This window comes from Streptomyces sp. 3214.6, assembly GCF_900129855.1.
In the GTDB taxonomy this organism is placed as follows: domain Bacteria; phylum Actinomycetota; class Actinomycetes; order Streptomycetales; family Streptomycetaceae; genus Streptomyces; species Streptomyces soliscabiei.
Genome location: NZ_LT670819.1, coordinates 5,612,315 through 5,628,129, shown reverse-complemented (window position 1 = coordinate 5,628,129; position 15,815 = coordinate 5,612,315). Strand labels below are relative to the sequence as shown.

Below are 15,815 nucleotides of genomic sequence, written 5' to 3'. Positions count from 1 at the left end.
GGGCAGCCCGGCCGATCTACGGTGCCGTCATGCCCGAGGAGATCGTCCCCACCGCAGACGCCACCGACGCCACTGCCGCCGTCGTCACCGCCGCTGTCCCGAGGCGCGTCACCGTCGCGCAGGCCTTCGGGATCGGCTGTGCGGCGCTGCTCGCCGTACCGCTGCTGATCGTCCTCGTCGTGGTCGTCTGGATCGCCGTGGTGACGAAGGACCCGTCGGACTTCCCGCGCGTCGCGCCCGAGGAGATGGCGAGCCGCGCGGTCGAGCGCTCCCAGGAGGCGTACGACGTCCTGGGGTTCACGCGCACCATCAAGCCCGGCGTCGAGAAGGTGGGCGTCTCCCCGGAGAACACGCTCGGCTCGGACTCCTGCTACCGGGGCGGCCTGACGGACGAGGCCGTCGACGGCGCGTACCGCATGTACCACAGCTGGGCCCTCGACCACGTCCCCGCCGAGCAGGCGAGCGCCGGCCTGCGCCGACTGCGCGACCACCTCAAGGACACCGGCTGGGACATCACCTCGTACCGGGAGAACGCCTCCGGCGGCTCCTGGGACCTGCGCGCCTCGCGCTCGGACGGGGACGAGGACGGGGCCGAGCGGGTGTCGTTCCAGTGGTTCGAGGACCGCGGCTACTTCACCGGCGGCACCTCCACCCCCTGCGCCGTCGACCCCGCCTGGCGGCAGGGCGACGGCGAACCCGCCGGGGACGACCTGACCCCGCCCGACTTCGGACCCCGGACCTCCTAGAGGTAGGGCGCGAACCCGTCGAGCAGGCCCAGCACCTCCGCCTCACCGGCCGGCGGCAACTGCACCACGACCTCCTCGATGCCCAGCTCCGCGTAGTGCGCGAGCTTGCCGGGGGACGGCTGGACGGCGTACGGCACGACCTGGAGGGCGGACGGCTCGCGGCCGGCGTCCGCCCAGGCCGTGCGCAGGGCGGGCAGCGACTCGGAGAGGCCGCGGCCGCCGATCGGCAGCCAGCCGTCGGCGTACTCGCAGATGTGCGAGAACAGCTTCGGGCCCGCGGCCCCGCCGACGAGGGTGCGGGGACCGGTGACCGGTCCGCGCGGCTTCTGCACGGGCTTGGGGTACGCCGTGCTGGCGCGCACGCCGCCGTACTCGCCCTCGTACGCCGTCGGCTCCTCCGCCCACAGGGCCTGCATCAGCCGCATCCGGTCCCGGACCAGTTCGCGGCGGGTGCGCCACTCGACGCCGTGGTCGGCGGCCTCCTCCACGTTCCAGCCGTAGCCGAGGCCCAGGGTGAGCCGGCCGCCGGAGAGGTGGTCGACGGTCGCGATCTGCTTGGCGAGGTCGATCGGGTCGTGCTGGGCGACGAGAGTGATGCCGGTGCCGAGACCGAGCGTCTCCGTCACCGCCGCCGCCTGGCCGAGGGCGACGAAGGGGTCGAGGGTGCGGCCGTACTCGCGGGGCAGGTCGCCGCCCGCGGGGTAGGGGGTGGTCCGCTCGACCGGGATGTGCGTGTGCTCGGGCAGGTAGAGCCCGGCGAAGCCGCGCTGCTCCAGCTCACGGGCGAGGCGGGTGGGGGTGATCGTCTCGTCAGTGAGGAAGATCGTGACGGCGATGCGCATGGGCGGGCCTTTCGCTGCGTACGGCGACTACTGGGCGGGCGGGTGTTGGCTGGGGGGGTGCTCTACGGGTGTTGGCTGGGGTGCGTCTGTTGGTGTGGCTGGGGTGCGTCTGCGGGTGACGTCCTCATCTGTACCGGGAGACGGGGCGGGTGTCCATACCGACTGGTCGGCATCACCCGGGGGCACGGCGACTCGGCTGGTGTACGTGACATCCCGACGGACGCCGATTCCCTTGCCGTCCACGGGAGTTCACCCGGCCGGGAGAAACTGGGCCGCATGTGTGAGGACGCCCACCCCATCGCACGCCGAGCCCTCTTCGTGACGGGCGCCGCCACCGCGCTTACGTTGGGAGGCGTGAGCTTCGCAGCGGCGGCCGGCCGGGAGGAGGGGTCCAAGGAGTCCCACACCCTCCGGGGCACCCTCCCCACCGGATCACCGGATTTCGTCTACGTTCCGGTGGAAGTCCCGTCGGGCGTAAAGGAGTTCAGGGTCGCGTACACCTACGACCGGCCCTCCGTCCCGGCCGGCACGCCCGGCAACGCGCTCGACATCGGCGTCTTCGACGAACGCGGCACCGGGCTGGGCGGGAAGGGCTTCCGGGGCTGGTCCGGGGGCGCCCGCAGCGAGTTCTTCATCCGGTCGGACGAGGCGACGCCCGGGTATGTCGCCGGCCCGGTCCGGAAGGGCACCTGGCACCTCGCCCTCGGCCCCTACACGGTGGCACCGCAGGGCCTGTCGTACGAGATCACGGTGACGCTGACGTACGGCGAGCCGGGGGCGGCCGCAGCCCCGTCGTATCCCTCCTCCCGGGCGAAGGGGCGGGGCCGCGCCTGGTACCGGGGCGACTGCCACCTCCACTCCTGGTACTCCGACGGCCGCCGCACCCCGGCCGAGATCGGCGCGCTGGCGCGGGCGGCGGGGCTGGACTTCGTCAACACGTCGGAGCACAACACGCATGCGGGGCACGGTGCTTGGGCGGACGTGGCGGGCGACGACCTGCTGGTGATGCTGGGCGAGGAGATCACGACGAGAAACGGCCACGTACTGGCACTGGGCACGGACCCCGGCACGTTCGTGGACTGGCGCTACCGGGCCCGCGACAACCGCTTCGGCCGCTTCGCCCGCCGGATCCGACGGGCGGGCGGCCTGGTCGTGCCGGCGCATCCGCACGCGACGTGCATCGGGTGCGGCTGGAAGTTCGGATTCGGTGAGACGGACGCGGTCGAGGTGTGGAACGGCCCCTACACGCCGGACGACGAGGTGACGCTGGCGGAGTGGGACGCGATGCTGGTCGCGGCGGTGCGGGGCGGGGGCGGCGGTGACGGTGGCGGTACGGGTTCCTGGCTTCCGGCAATGGGGAACAGCGACGCGCACCGGGATCCGGACGTGGTGGGGCTCCCCCAGACGGTGGTCCTGGCCGACGACCTGACCCGGGAGGCGATCCAGGAGGGCATCCGGGCGGGACGGTCGTACGTGGCCGAGTCGAGCAGGATCTCCGTCTCCTTCACGGCGACGGGCGGCAAGGGCGCACACGCGGGCATCGGCGAACGCCTGAACGTCGCCGCCGACACCCCGGTGACCGTCCGCCTGGAGGTCACCGGCGCCCCGGGCTGCACGGTCCGCTTCGTAACGGACCAGGGCGTGCTGTTCACGAGCGGCGCGTTGCCGGAGTCGGGCGCGGGTGTCGCGGAGTGGCGTACGACGGCTGCGTATGCGGCGTACGTACGGGCGGAGGTCCGACACGAGGCGACGGCGGCTCCCCTGCCTGGCGCGTTGGCGGCGTTCACGAACCCGGTGTTCCTGGGCGGGCAGGGGTAACGGGCAGGGTTGACGGAGGCCGGTTCCAGACGCGTTCACGACACACTCGGCGAAGATGAGCATGATGCCGAAGTCGACACGCAGGAAAGAGAACGTGAGCATGAAGGCCCTCGGAAAGCGTCGAGGCCGAGGCCATACCGCTCTGCAGGCCGCGACACTGCCCCTGCTCCTCGCCTTCACCACCGCATGCCAGACGACCACGCCGGCCGAGCGCCCGAGCACCGGTGGGGCGAGCTTCAGCATCCGCTATGCCCAGCCGTCGAGTTCGGACGCGGCCGACGCCGAGTTCCTCCGGAAACGGAAACTGCCGGAGGAAGCCGCGCGGAGCGTCACCGCTCTCGTCGACGTGAGTCCACCGGTCGCGATGGTCGTGCGGTCCTGCAACGGTGAGGGATCCGCCTACGACCCCGACACCCGTCGTGTGGAGGTCTGTTACGACGAGATCTCCGAAACACGGGACCTGTATCAGGAAGCCGGACAACCGCTCTCCGAGGACACCCTGTCCGCCGTCATGCTGGAAACCCTGTTCCACGAGAGCGCACATGCCGTCCTCGACGCCCTCGACCTCAAGGGGAGCGGCCGGGAAGAGGACTTCGCCGACCAGTTCGCCGCCCTCATGCTGCTCCGCCAGGGCGTGCGGGGAGAGGACAGACTGCTCGCCGCCGCCGAGACATGGCGACTGTCCGCGATCACCTACGAAAACGTCGACGACGGCCGGGCGGACGAACACTCCACGGACCACCAACGCGCCGTCAACCACCTCTGCTACGTCTACGGAGCCGCCCCGGCACGTCACCGGAGCCTGGTCGACACGCACGCACTCCCCACAGACCGAGCGCGCGGCTGCACAGGGGAGTGGAAGACCGTACAAACCACCTGGCTGAACACCCTCGGTCGGCATGCCAAACATGACGCCGGGTGATCTTCCATGACCACACCTTGATCATTTTCAGCGGGTTTCGAGGTTGTGAGTCATGCATGCGAGGACGCTGACGGCGGTGCGGTACTCCTCCGCGGTGATGCCGGTCATGGACAGTTCGCGGAAGGCGCTGATCCGGTCCTCGACGGCGACGAGGCGCCGGCGGCCGTTCGCGGTGAGCTCCAGTCGGCCAGGTGCGGGGCGGGTGGCCCAGTCGTCAGCGAGAACGGTGTCGATCGCGGCGGTCAGGGTGCAGAGGTCGGCGTTGGGTGCGAGGGCCGTGTGGACGTCGGTGTCGGCGGCGTCGGGCGTGTCGCGGATGACGTTGAGGACCTGCCAGGCGGTCCGGGTGAGGCCGAATTCGTCGAGCATGCCGTTCATGTAGCGGGTGAGGGCCTTGTCGGTGCGGTTGAGCCAGTAGCCGATGGGCTTCATGGTGATGGGCTTCATGGCGATGGTCCTTCAGTGAAGTCGGCTGGGCCGAGCAGGGCGCGGGAGCGGCGGCAGTCAGCGTGCGGTGAACGCGGTGAACGCGGCGGCGTTCTCGGTCGCCCATTGCCGGAAGGTGCGCGCGGGCGTGCCGAGCAGGGTTCGGGTGGTATCGGCGATGGGGGCGGGACCTGCGGACGCGGCGGCCCAGAGGGCGAGCAGGGAGCCGGCCATCGGGGCCGGCATGAAACGGCTCATCTGCTGCTCGGCCTGCTCGTGGGTGATCGTCTCGACGCGTATGTCGCGGTCGAGGACCTCGGACAGGACGACGATCTGCTCGCGGAAGGTGAGGGATTGGCAGCCGGTGAGGGTGAGCGCGCGCCCGCGGAGGGCGGTGTCGGTCAGGGCTTCGACGGCGATGTCGGCGATGTCCTCGGGGTGGATGGGCGCGATGTGCGCCTCGGGGTAGGCGAGCTGGATCGGCAGGTCGTGCCCGATGAAGTAGGACCAGCCGAGGGCGTTGCTGGCGAAGGCGTCCGGGCGCAGCAAGGTGCAGGGCAGGCCGGAGGCGGTCAGGGCGCGCTCGACGTGGAGGCTGTGCGAGGCCAGCGGGTCGGTCTCGGCATCGGGGGCCAGGACCGAGGAGGAGGACAGCAGGACGACGTGCTCGACGCCGGCGGCCCGTGCGGTCTCGACGAAGGCGTCGATGCCGTCGGGTTGTGGATAGAGGAAGACCTGGCGCACGCCGTCGAGCGCGGCCGGGAAGGTCTCGGACCGGCTGAGGTCGACTTCGGCGACCTCGACGCCGGTCGGGGCGGCCAGCTCGGCGGGCTTGGCGCTGGCGGCGCGGACGGGCAGGCCGACGGCGTGCAGGCGGTTGACGACGGCCTGGCCGACCTTGCCGCGGGCGCCGGTGATGAGGATGGTCATGGAAGCTCCCAGAGGTTCGCGAAGTGTGCTCGTAAACATATGCATGTTTGCATGCACGTAATTTCACGTCAACACATGCCTTCCGAATCTCATGGACATTACGATGGGTGCATGACGACGAACGAGCCGCAGACGGCCGAGGAGCTGCTGGACGCCGTGGGTCCCGCGTTCTCCAAACTGCGCCGCACCTCGCTGCTGGAGGTCGAGAACCCCATCTCGGCCAAGGACCTGGGCCGCACCCTGGCCCTGAACATCGTCCTGGAGCACACCCGGGACTCCGACAAGGAGATCACCGTCGGAGCGGTGGCCGAACTCCTCGGCGTCGACCCCTCGGTCGCCAGCCGGATGGTCACCGACAACATCAAGGCCGGCTACCTGATCCGTGCCGCCTCCCAGCAGGACGGCCGCCGCACCGTCCTCCTGCTCAGCCCCGAAGGCGCCGACCTCATGGCGCGCTTCCGGCGCCACCAGCGCGCAGCGTTCGAGTACATCACCGCCCACTGGGCCGAGCGCGACCGCCTGGAGTTCGCCCGCCTCATGCTCAAGTACGTCGACTCCCTTGCCCAATTGAACGATCGCGGCCTGGCTAAGGACACCAAAGGGCCCTGACCGCAGGCCCGTCTCCCAGCGTGCGACCCGGCGACTCGGATAATTCGGTCGCCGCATCGGCGAGTTGAGGGACCCCTGCTACGTTCCGAAAGCCCGGCCTCGCACACACATCAGGACGAGGACGGCCATGACGTACACGCCGCCGCTCTGGCCCGTCTCCGTGAAAGGCGTCGTGCTCGACGCTCGTGAACGTGTGCTACTGCTGCGGAACGAGCGCGAAGAGTGGGAACTGCCCGGGGGACGCCTGGAGATCGGCAGCCCCGACGGGGCGCAGCCACCGGACATCAGTCCGGAGGCGGCACTCGAGCGCGAGATCCGGGAAGAGACCGGCTGGGACGTCAAGGCAGAACATCCACTACGCGTCCGGCCCCGTGCCTCAACTCGACACGGTCTCGCTGGACCAGTCCCATGTACCTGCGCTCCTGGACGCAGAGGCGCAGTTGGAGATGTACCGCATCCTGCTGGACCGCATGGAGCGCGTGGCCTTGGAGCCGTCCAAGCTTCGAGCTGTGGCCTAGCGGTTGACCTCGTACTGGCCGACCTCCAGGAAGTAGCGCAGTTCCTCCGGCGTACCGTCGATGACTTTCTTGGCAGCCGCGCGGAGGGCGGCGCTGATCTTCGGGTTGGCGAGGATGCGGGCCACGGCGACGCGGTCGTCCTCGGCCTGGGCCAGGCGGTAGCCGGTCTCCAGGAAAGCGCGCAGGGCCTCCGGGGTGCCGGCGTCGAGGGCCCTGTTGGCCTCCCGGACGACCGCCTTGCCGGACTTCTTGTCGCCCAGGATGCGAACCACGGCGACGCGGTCGTCCTCGGCCTGGGCCAGGCGGTAGCCGGTCTTGAGGAAGGTGCGCATGTCGTCCGCGGTGCCGTCGAGGGCGGCGCTGGCCTCTCGGACGACCCTCTTGCCGGAGTCCTTGTCCCCCAGGATGCGTGCGATCGCGATACGGAGTTCCTCGTCGGACATCTCGTCCACCGGCGTATCGGTCGTCGCCGTCGCCGTCGCGGTCGTCGCTGTGGCCGCCGTCGTGCCGGCGGCGAACGCCGGGGTGGCGAAGAGGACGGCCGGGGTCAGGGCGATGGTCGCAACGAGCAGGGCGGCGCGATGCTGCTTCATGGGTGTGTACCTCCGTGGTCCGGCAGTCGATGCGGAGATTCTCGCCGTTGAGCCGTTGAGCACCAACACATTAAGGAGGAGCAACTCCCGCTGCCGTAAAGGCGGTTACGTGGAAGGTAATCGCGTGAAGCCGTCCCCGCCACCGAGAATGGCGGTCTCCGCGCCGGCAGGGCGCGGTGTCCGACGTCATCAGGGAGGGGTCGGTCATGTCGTCCGGCACGCCTACTGTCACCACCCGCGCCGCCGTCGAGGAGCTGCTGCGGCGGATCGGGGAGGGGGATCCGGAGCGGATCGCCGAGTTGTACGCCGAGCACGGGGACTGGAAGCTGGACTGGCCGCAGGACGAGCACGATCGTCAGCACAGCGCCACGCCGTGGATCCGGCGCCGCTCCACCCGTGCCGACGCCGCCGCCCACTACCGCGAGCTCGCCGAGCACCACCTGCCCGGGCAGGCGGCGACCGAGATCGAGCGCATCCTCGTCGACGGCGACGACGCGGTCGTACTCGGCGAGATCCGCCAGACCGCCCGCTCCACCGGACGCGCCTACCGCGCCCGGTTCGCACTGCACCTCACCTTCGAGCAGGGCAGCGGCCTCGTCGTCCGCCACCACGTCTATGAGGACAGTCTCGCCGTCGCCCGGGCCTTCGACACCGCATGATCTGGTTGGCCGCACGGCCTGGACGAGTGCGTCCGATGTCTGCGCCGGCCGCGACCATGGCCAGGTCCGGAGCACGCCCGAGAACTTTTCCCGATTCCTGTCACATCTGCGTGCGCCGATCCGTCAGTGCTGTGAAGACGCCAACCAGGCCGAAGCAAAGGAGAGCAGCCATGACGAACTCCTCCATCTCCCGGATGCCCAACCCGGCCGAGTTCGTGCCCGAGCTGAACGACATCAGCGCCGCACTCTTTCGGGCCACGGGCAACCGCTCGGTGCCGCGCACCACGATGAACCTCGTCCACCTGCGTGCCGGGCAGATCGTCGGCAACACCTACCTGACGGTCCTGAACACCGGCTTTCTGCGCAAGGCCGGGGAGTCCGAGGAGCGCATCACCGCTGTCTCCTCCTGGGAGGACGCCCCGTACTTCACCGCCTCCGAGCGCGCCGCCCTCGCCTTGACGGAGGCCACCCTCCAGCCGGCCCCGCACGGCAAAGAGCGCGTCTCCGACGAGCTGTACGCCGAGGTGGCGAAGCACTACGGCGAGAAGGCACTGGCCACCCTGACCATCGCGATCGGCCAGATCAACTTCTTCATCGCCCTGGCCGTCATCGGCAAGCCGCAGCCGGTCAGCTCCCTCGCCGACGAGCAGTGGGACTAAAGTGACGGCCAAGTGACGGCCATCAGATGATCGCCGTCTCACCCTCCGCCAGATCCGCGACCACCGCCGCGTGCTCGGAGGGCCAGACGCCGTCCACGGGGCCCTGGCCCGCCCGTTGGACCGGCGGACGTGGCCCTCGCCTGCCGGGCCGGGCGGGCCCACGTGGATGTAGTCGATACGGGCGGGTGGCTCCAACAGGCGGGCCGCGTAGGGGTTTTCGGGGGTCCAGGTGGCGGCGGACATGGTGGGGTCGGCGTAGCCCCAGGCGTCGAACATGACCAGGCCGGGAACGGCCGACGCGGCCCAGGTGCAGTGCAGGCCCAGCTCGTCGGCCGGCCACTCCGCCAGGTTCTCGCCGCCGGCCCGCCCACACCTCCCGCCACGGGCCGAACCGCCACCACAGGTTCCAGCTCACCCCAGGTTCCGGCTCACCACTCGCATGTGCGGCCACCCGCTCTCGTCACGCCGACGGCATCGGGGACCATTGACGCAACAGCAGCAATCCTGCGTGCGAAGGAGTCCCACCGATCATGGCCCCGCCCAGCGACCTCCGGTTCCGCGCAACCACCGCCTTCCAGCGGCACGTCGCCAACCCGCTCATGCGCCGTCTGCCGTTCCACACGCTCCTGGAGACCACCGGCCGGGTCTCCGGCCGGCCCCGCCGCACCCCGCTCGGCGGCCGCCGGATCGGCGACACCTTCTGGCTGGTCTCGGAGTTCGGCGAGCGGTCGCAGTACGTCCGCAACATCCAGGCCGATCCACGGGTGCGGGTGCGGATCGGCGGGCGGTGGCACAACGGCACCGCCCACCTGCTGCCCGACGACGACCCGGTCGCCCGCCTGCGCACCCTCCCCAAGGCCAACAGCACTGCCGTACGGGCCCTGGGAACGGGGCTGCTGACGATCCGGGTCGATCTCAGCGACTGAGGTGATGGTGGTGACTGGGGTGCCGGAGGCGACCGAGGTGGCCGGGGGTCACTTGGCGGGCTTGTAGAAGGCGTACGTCGCCGAGTACGGGACGCTGACCTGGTCGGCGCCGGTGCAGGCGGTGGCCGGGGCGACGCCGCCGGCCGTGTCGAGGCGCTGGATGTAGGTGACGTCGGCGAAGACCCCGGCGCCGCGCGTGGCCGTGGCCTTCAGCAGCAGCTCGGGGATGGTGCCCGCCTTGGGGGAAGTGACGAGGGCGGCGGCGTTGACGGCGCTGCCGTCCACCGTGGACGCCCAGACCGGGCCGCGGGAGTGCAGGGCGACGGGACGGTGGGCGCGGTCTCTCTTGTAGGACAGGGTGGCGGCGGGCTCCAGGAGCTTCCAGGCGCCGTCGGTGCAGGTGTACGTCTGGACGCCCTTCGCGGCGAAGACGCCCGTCAGCCGGTTGCCGTCGGGCACCTTGAGCGCGGCGGGCACCTTGAGCGCGGCGGGCGCGTCGACGTGGGCGGTCGCGGACTGCGCGGGCGCGGCGTGGCCGATCGTCGTGCTCAGCAGGGTGCCGGCGGTCGCGACGGCGAGGGCCGTGGTGGTGAGGGCGAGACGTTTGGCGAGCTTCATCTGGTGCATGGGGTGGTCTCCGAACGATTTCCGGACATGTTCACGGCGGGGCCGGACACGGTCCGGTCCCCTGCGCCCGGAGGCTACGGGTCCGCCGGCGATTCCGACGCCCGTTCGGCGTTCCCTGAACGATCTCTGCACGCCCGGGACAGTCTTCATGGCTCAAAGGGCAAGCAAACGGCACCTGTTGTTCATCCCGGCCAGACGATCGACTGCACCTCGCTGTAGGCGTGCAGCGCATACGAGCCCACGTCCCGCCCCACCCCGCTCTTCTTGAATCCGCCGAACGGCGCCTCCATGTTCCGGCCGGCCGTGTTCACGCCGACGCCGCCCGCGCGCAGCCGGCGCGCCACCCGGAACGCCCGGGCCACGTCCGAGGACCAGACGTAGTCGATGAGGCCGTAGTCGGAGTCGTTCGCGAGGGCGACACCCTCGTCCTCCTCGTCGAAGGGGACGACCGTCACCACCGGCCCGAAGATCTCCTCCCGGACCACCCGCATGTCGTTCGTGCAGTCGGCGAGGAGGGTCGGGGCGACGTAGAAGCCCCGTTCCAGCGGCGGGCGTTCACCGCCCACGACGACCACCGCGCCCTCCTTCCGGCCCAGTTCCACGTACGACTCCACCCGGTCCCGGTGCGCGGCCGAGATCACCGGGCCGACCACGGTGTCGGGTTCCCGCGGATCGCCCACCTTCAACCGCCTCGCGTAGGCGGCGAGTTGCTCGACGAGCTGGTCGTACACCCTGCGGTGTGCCAGCACCCGGGTCGGGGCCGTGCAGATCTGGCCGCTGTAGAAGGAGAAGGTCGTCCCGATGCCCGCGACCGCCGAGGCGACGTCCGCGTCGTCGAGGACGACCGCCGCTCCCTTCCCGCCCAGCTCCAACAGCTGGCGCCGCATGTCCCGGCCGCACACCTCGGCGATGCGCCGGCCCACCGCCGTGGAGCCGGTGAAGCTCACCATGTCGACGTCCGGCGACGACACCGCCGTCTCACCGATCTCGACGGCGCGCCCGGAGACGACGTTGACGACCCCGCGCGGCACTCCCGCCTCCTCCAGCGCCTCCGCCATCCGGTAGACGGACAGGGGGTCCTGCGGGGCGGGTTTCACGACCACCGTGTTGCCCATGGCGAGGGCGGGGGCGATCTTCCCGGCCGGGTTCGCCCACGGGTTGTTGTAGGAGGTGATGCACGTGACGACGCCGACGGGCTGCCGGACGGCCACCGCGCCCATCACGCCCGCCTTGCCCATCGGGCCGGCCTCGTTGATCTGCGGCGGGATCGGCCACTCGGCGGGCTCCACGCGCGCGTAGCGCTTGAAGCGGCCCGCGCCGACCCCGACCTGCATGGCGCGCGCGGTGCCGGTCGTGGCGCCGGTCTCGGCCTGGGCCAGCTCCGCGTACGGGAGGAGCCGGGCGCGGATGATGTCGGCGGCCCGGCCCAGCACGGCCGCGCGTTCCTCCGGCCGGGTGCGCGACCACGGGCCGAAGGCCTCGCGGGCCGCGGCGCAGGCCGCGCGCACCTGATCCCGCGAGGCCTCCGGGGCCAACCCGACGGTCCCCTCGGTCGCCGGGTCGACGACCTCGTAGTGGCCGCCGTCCGGTTCGACCCAGACCCCGCCCACGAAAAGCCGCTGCCCGTCGGTAACCGACCCGGCGACTCCCGACCCTGTGGCCCCCCCGCTCACCGGGTGTTCACCGTCCTGGTGTCCCGCCCCGAGCGCAGCACCCGCCCCGGTACGGCGCCGGTCACGACGTCGTCGCGGATGGCCGCCACGCCGTTGACCCAGACCGCCCGCACCCCGATCGCCTTCGAGTCCAGCCGCGGACTGTCACCCGGCAGGTCGTGCACCAGGGTGGCCTTGCCCGCGTCGATGCGCTCCGGGTCGAACAGGACGAGGTCCGCGTGGAAGCCCTCCTGGATCCGGCCCCGCTCGCGCAGTCCGAAGAGCCGCGCCGGGTCGTCCGTCAGCATCTTCACCGCCTGCTCCAGGCCGGCCAGTTTCCGACCGCGCAGACAGTCGCCGAGGAAACGCGTGGTGTACGGCGCCCCGCACATGCGGTCCAGGTGCGCGCCCGCGTCTGAGCCGCCGAGCAGGACGTCCTCGTGGGTCCAGGCCTCCGCCCGCAGCGCCCACGAGTCGGGGTCGTTGTCCGTCGGCATCGGCCACAGGACCGTACGCAGTTCGTCGGCCGCGCAGATCTCGACCAGGCAGGCGAACGGGTCGAGGCCGCGTTCGGCGGCGATGTCCTCGACGACCCGCCCGGTGAGGCCCTCGTTGGCCGCGCTGTAGGTGTCGCCGATGACGTACCGCCCGAAGTTGGTCAGCCGCCGGAAGACGCCGGCCTCCTTCGACCCTGCGTGCCGCAGCAGCTCGGCCCGGACGGCCGCATCCCGCAGCTTCTCGATCCGCTCGGGGACGGGCAGGCCGAGGACCGGACCCCAGCCGGGGATCAGGTTCAGGGCACAGAACGTGCCCAGGGACATGTTCATCGGCGTGAGGATCGGCATGGTCAGCGCCACGACCCGGCCGCCGGCCTTCCGCGCCCGCTCGCTCGCCACGAGCTGCCGGGGCACCCGCTCCGGGACGGCCGAGTCGATGGTGAGGACGTTCCAGTTCAGAGGGCGTCCGGCCGCCGCGCTCATCTCCACGAACAGGTCGATCTCGGCGTCGCTGAACTGGTCGAGGCAGCCCGCGACGATCGCCTCGATCTGCGTGCCCTCGTGCTCCCCGACGGCCCGCGACAGTGCCAGCAGCTCGGCGGGCAGGGCGTGCCGGGACGCGACCGGTTGCCCGTCCCCGTCGGAGTGGGTCGAGGACTGCGTGGTGGAGAACCCCCACGCCCCCGCGTCCATGGCGTCGTGCAACAGCCGTACGATCTCGGCGAGTTGCTCCTCGCTGGGCTGACCGCCCACCGCGTCCGGCCCCATCACGTACCGCCGCAGCGCGCAATGCCCCACCATGAAGCCCGCGTTGACCGCGATCCGCCCCTCAAGGGCGTCGAGGTACTCCCCGAAGCCGCTCCAACTCCAGGGCGCCCCCTCCTCGAGCGCGACCAGCGACATCCCCTCCACCTTGGACATCATGCGGCGGGTGTAGTCGGCGTCGGCGGGCCGGGCCGGATTGAGCGGCGCGAGCGTGAAGCCGCAGTTCCCGGCGGCGACGGTCGTCACCCCGTGGTTCAGGGACGGGGTGGCGTACGGATCCCAGAAGAGCTGAGCGTCGTAGTGCGTGTGCGGATCGACGAACCCGGGGGCGAGGACGAGGCCCTGAGCGTCCTCGGTGGTCCGCGCCTCCTCGGTGACGGTCCCGACGACGGCGATACGACCGTCGCGGATACCGACGTCGGCGACACGAGCAGGCGCACCGGTCCCGTCGACGACGGTCGCCCCTTTGATGACGTGATCGAGCATGCGGTTCCCTCCTCAACTCCGGGGAGATCGGGATCTTTCAGGGGCGATTACACGCCCTGCCGGAACCGCGTAGTCCGATGAACAGGATCCGTGTCGATCTTCGGAATCACGTGCTCCCCGATCAACCGGATCGTCTGCAGCGTCTCCTCCTTCGGCACCCCCACCGGCAGCCCGAAGCTCAGCTGATCGGCGCCGGCCTGCTCCCACCGCTTGCACTGCGTGAGCACTTCGTCCGGGTCGCCGCATATCAACAGCTCCTCCTCGACGAGGAGTTCGACGAACTCGGCGTTGTACTCGGGCAGCGTCTCGGGCCAGACGGGGAAGCCCTCGGGCCGCGGGAAGGTGTCGTGGTACCGGAACACCAGCGACGGCAGGTAGTGCAGGCCGCCCTCGACAGCGATCCGGATCGCCTCGTCGTGCGTGGGCGCGCAGATCGCCGTCGTCGTCACCATCACGTTGTCGTTGACGAAGTCACCGATCGGCTCGGCGTTCACGACCGCCGTCTTGTACTGCTCCAGCACCCATTCCATGTCGGAGACCTTCTGGATGCTGAACCCGAGGACGCCCAGGCCCTTGCGCGCGGCCATCGCGTACGAGGGCGGCGACCCGGCCGCGTACCACATCGCCGGGTGCGACTTCCCGTACGGCTTCGGCAGGATCTTGCGCGGCGGCAGCTGCCAGTGCTTGCCCTGGAAGCCGACGTACTCGTCCTGGAGCCACATCTTGGGGAACTCGGCGATGGTCTCTTCCCAGATCTCCTTGGTGTAGTTCATGTCGGTGATGCCGGGGAGGAAGCCGAGGATCTCGTGCGATCCGGCGCCCCGTCCGCTTCCGAACTCGAAGCGGTTCTGGCTGAGATGGTCGAGCATGGCGACCTTCTCGGCGACCTTCACGGGATGGTTGACCTGGGCGAGCGGGTTGAAGATGCCCGATCCCAGATGGATCCGGTCCGTCGCGTGTGCGAGATACCCGAGGAAGACGTCGTTGGCGGAGAGGTGCGAGTACTCCTCCAGGAAGTGGTGCTCGGACGCCCAGGCGTACTTGAAGCCTGACTTGTCCGCCTGGATGACGTACTCGGTCTCCTCCATCAGCGCCTTGTGCTCGGCGAGGGGGTCGGTCTCGGCGCGCTTGCCCACGTATCCCTGTACAAAGAGCCCGAATTCCACGGAGGTTCACCGTCCCAGGTCCTGGATTGGGGGTCCATCTCGGTTATCTGACGATCCGTCAGTTCGGCTGGATGGTCAATACCTGACGACCAGTCAGATGAGGGAGACCCCCGCCAGCCAGCCCCCGTCGATCACGAACGGCTGCCCGGTGATGTACGAGGAGTCGTCCGAGGTGAGGAAGAGGGCGAGCCTGGCCACCTCCTCCGGCCGCCCCACCCTGCCGAGCGGCACGAGCTTGCGGTACAGCCCGTCGAGGGCCTTCGAGGTCTCCTCGGGGTCCGCGTCCGGGTCCAGGAGGGACGGGTTGGACATCGCGGTGTCGACGGCGCCGGGGCACATCGCGTTGACCCGAATACCGCGCGGCGCGAGCTCCAGGGCGGCGACCCGGGTGAGCCCGAGGATCGCGTGCTTGGTCGCCGCGTACGAGCCCACCGCCGCCATCCCGGTCATGGCGGTGTACGACGCCGTGTTGACGATCGTGCCGCCGTCCGCCAGCACGGGCGCCGCCGTCTTGATGCCCAGGAAGCAGCCGACCTGGTTGACCTGTACGACCTGCATGAACTCGTCGAGGGGTGTGTCCACGAGGGCGTTGAAGCGCAGGATGCCGGCGTTGTTGACGAGGCCGTCGAGGCGGCCGTAGGCGTCCTGCGCGGCGCGCACGGCGGAGTGCCAGTCGTCCTCCCGCCCCACGTCCAGGTGCACATACAGCGCGCCGATCTCCTCGGCGAGGGTCGCGCCCTGGTCGTCCAGGACGTCGGCGACGACGACTTCGGCCCCCTCCGCCCGGAACAGCCGGGCCTCCTGCTCTCCCTGGCCCCGCGCGCCCCCGGTGACGAGGACGACCCGTCCGTCGAGCTTGCCCATGGCGGCCTCCTTGGCATCGCTTCACTGGGACCGGCATCGTAGCGCCGAATCTGACTGATCGTCAGATATACGTCGGACCATTGCACAAGCACACACCAAGTGACCTGCCG

General features: G+C 70.5%; 17 protein-coding genes and 2 pseudogenes. 9 read left to right on the top strand and 10 right to left on the bottom strand.

Features of this window, described 5'->3' with window-relative positions; genetic code table 11:
• Positions 1-29: 29 nt before the first annotated feature.
• A complete protein-coding gene (locus B5557_RS25480; RefSeq protein ID WP_079664993.1) occupies positions 30-746 on the top strand; it encodes a hypothetical protein in 717 nt (238 codons plus the stop codon).
• Here the strand turns inward: B5557_RS25480 and B5557_RS25475 are convergent.
• The gene (locus tag B5557_RS25475) at positions 743-1,588 is read right to left on the bottom strand and encodes an LLM class F420-dependent oxidoreductase (RefSeq protein WP_079661634.1); all 846 of its coding nucleotides are present in this window, start codon (positions 1,586-1,588) and stop codon (positions 743-745) included. The two genes, B5557_RS25480 and B5557_RS25475, sit on opposite strands and share 4 nt — an antisense overlap.
• A 276-nt stretch (positions 1,589-1,864) precedes the next feature.
• Here B5557_RS25475 and B5557_RS25470 point away from each other — a divergent pair, with 276 nt between their 5' ends.
• Positions 1,865-3,406 (top strand): CehA/McbA family metallohydrolase, encoded by a 1,542-nt coding sequence (locus B5557_RS25470; RefSeq protein ID WP_079661633.1) that lies wholly within the window; start codon positions 1,865-1,867, stop codon positions 3,404-3,406.
• Between the two features lie 100 nt (positions 3,407-3,506).
• A complete protein-coding gene (locus tag B5557_RS25465; protein WP_231976472.1) occupies positions 3,507-4,328 on the top strand; it encodes a DUF4344 domain-containing metallopeptidase in 822 nt (273 codons plus the stop codon).
• A gap of 27 nt (positions 4,329-4,355) precedes the next feature.
• On the opposite strand, the gene B5557_RS25460 is transcribed toward B5557_RS25465, so the two are convergent.
• A complete protein-coding gene (locus B5557_RS25460; RefSeq protein ID WP_231976033.1) occupies positions 4,356-4,775 on the bottom strand; it encodes a MarR family winged helix-turn-helix transcriptional regulator in 420 nt (139 codons plus the stop codon).
• A gap of 57 nt (positions 4,776-4,832) precedes the next feature.
• Positions 4,833-5,684, bottom strand: a complete 852-nt coding sequence (locus B5557_RS25455; protein ID WP_079661631.1) for an SDR family oxidoreductase — start codon at positions 5,682-5,684, stop codon at positions 4,833-4,835.
• Between the two features lie 111 nt (positions 5,685-5,795).
• Here B5557_RS25455 and B5557_RS25450 point away from each other — a divergent pair, with 111 nt between their 5' ends.
• The 3 genes and pseudogenes from B5557_RS25450 (at position 5,796) to B5557_RS25440 (ending at position 6,811) form a co-directional block, all read left to right on the top strand.
• The gene (locus B5557_RS25450) at positions 5,796-6,293 is read left to right on the top strand and encodes a MarR family winged helix-turn-helix transcriptional regulator (protein WP_079661630.1); all 498 of its coding nucleotides are present in this window, start codon (positions 5,796-5,798) and stop codon (positions 6,291-6,293) included.
• 127 nt (positions 6,294-6,420) lie between these two features.
• Positions 6,421-6,597: pseudogene (locus tag B5557_RS25445) on the top strand (hypothetical protein); the annotation flags it as partial.
• Positions 6,598-6,664: 67 nt separating this feature from the next.
• Complete coding sequence (locus B5557_RS25440) at positions 6,665-6,811, top strand: hypothetical protein (protein ID WP_443031270.1); 147 nt, start codon at positions 6,665-6,667, stop codon at positions 6,809-6,811.
• Here B5557_RS25440 and B5557_RS25435 read toward each other — a convergent pair.
• Entirely contained in the window at positions 6,808-7,404 is a 597-nt protein-coding gene (locus B5557_RS25435; protein WP_079661629.1) for an ALF repeat-containing protein, read from the bottom strand. The genes B5557_RS25440 and B5557_RS25435 overlap by 4 nt on opposite strands.
• 206 nt (positions 7,405-7,610) lie before the next feature.
• On the opposite strand from B5557_RS25435, the gene B5557_RS25430 reads away from it, so the two are divergent.
• Both B5557_RS25430 and B5557_RS25425 read left to right on the top strand, forming a co-directional pair.
• Positions 7,611-8,063, top strand: coding sequence for a nuclear transport factor 2 family protein (locus B5557_RS25430; protein WP_079661628.1), 453 nt, complete (start codon positions 7,611-7,613; stop codon positions 8,061-8,063).
• 170 nt (positions 8,064-8,233) lie between these two features.
• Complete coding sequence (locus B5557_RS25425; RefSeq protein WP_099936648.1) at positions 8,234-8,722, top strand: carboxymuconolactone decarboxylase family protein; 489 nt, start codon at positions 8,234-8,236, stop codon at positions 8,720-8,722.
• 22 nt (positions 8,723-8,744) lie between these two features.
• Here B5557_RS25425 and B5557_RS46305 read toward each other — a convergent pair.
• Positions 8,745-9,061: pseudogene (locus B5557_RS46305) on the bottom strand (endonuclease/exonuclease/phosphatase family protein); the annotation flags it as partial.
• A gap of 191 nt (positions 9,062-9,252) precedes the next feature.
• Here B5557_RS46305 and B5557_RS25415 point away from each other — a divergent pair.
• Positions 9,253-9,648, top strand: coding sequence for a nitroreductase/quinone reductase family protein (locus tag B5557_RS25415; protein ID WP_079661627.1), 396 nt, complete (start codon positions 9,253-9,255; stop codon positions 9,646-9,648).
• A gap of 48 nt (positions 9,649-9,696) precedes the next feature.
• Here the strand turns inward: B5557_RS25415 and B5557_RS25410 are convergent, their stop codons facing one another.
• The 5 genes from B5557_RS25410 to B5557_RS25390 form a co-directional block, all read right to left on the bottom strand.
• A complete protein-coding gene (locus tag B5557_RS25410; protein ID WP_079664991.1) occupies positions 9,697-10,266 on the bottom strand; it encodes a DUF3455 domain-containing protein in 570 nt (189 codons plus the stop codon).
• Positions 10,267-10,457: 191 nt separating this feature from the next.
• Positions 10,458-11,885, bottom strand: a complete 1,428-nt coding sequence (locus B5557_RS25405) for an aldehyde dehydrogenase family protein (RefSeq protein ID WP_231976032.1) — start codon at positions 11,883-11,885, stop codon at positions 10,458-10,460.
• Between the two features lie 59 nt (positions 11,886-11,944).
• The gene (locus tag B5557_RS25400) at positions 11,945-13,675 is read right to left on the bottom strand and encodes an N-acyl-D-amino-acid deacylase family protein (RefSeq protein WP_079661625.1); all 1,731 of its coding nucleotides are present in this window, start codon (positions 13,673-13,675) and stop codon (positions 11,945-11,947) included.
• 47 nt (positions 13,676-13,722) lie between these two features.
• Positions 13,723-14,841 (bottom strand): LLM class flavin-dependent oxidoreductase, encoded by a 1,119-nt coding sequence (locus tag B5557_RS25395; protein WP_079661624.1) that lies wholly within the window; start codon positions 14,839-14,841, stop codon positions 13,723-13,725.
• 93 nt (positions 14,842-14,934) lie between these two features.
• Positions 14,935-15,705 carry an SDR family NAD(P)-dependent oxidoreductase gene (locus B5557_RS25390; protein ID WP_079661623.1) on the bottom strand — a complete coding sequence of 257 codons (771 nt, stop codon included), beginning with the start codon at positions 15,703-15,705 and terminating at the stop codon, positions 14,935-14,937.
• Positions 15,706-15,815 lie beyond the last annotated feature (110 nt).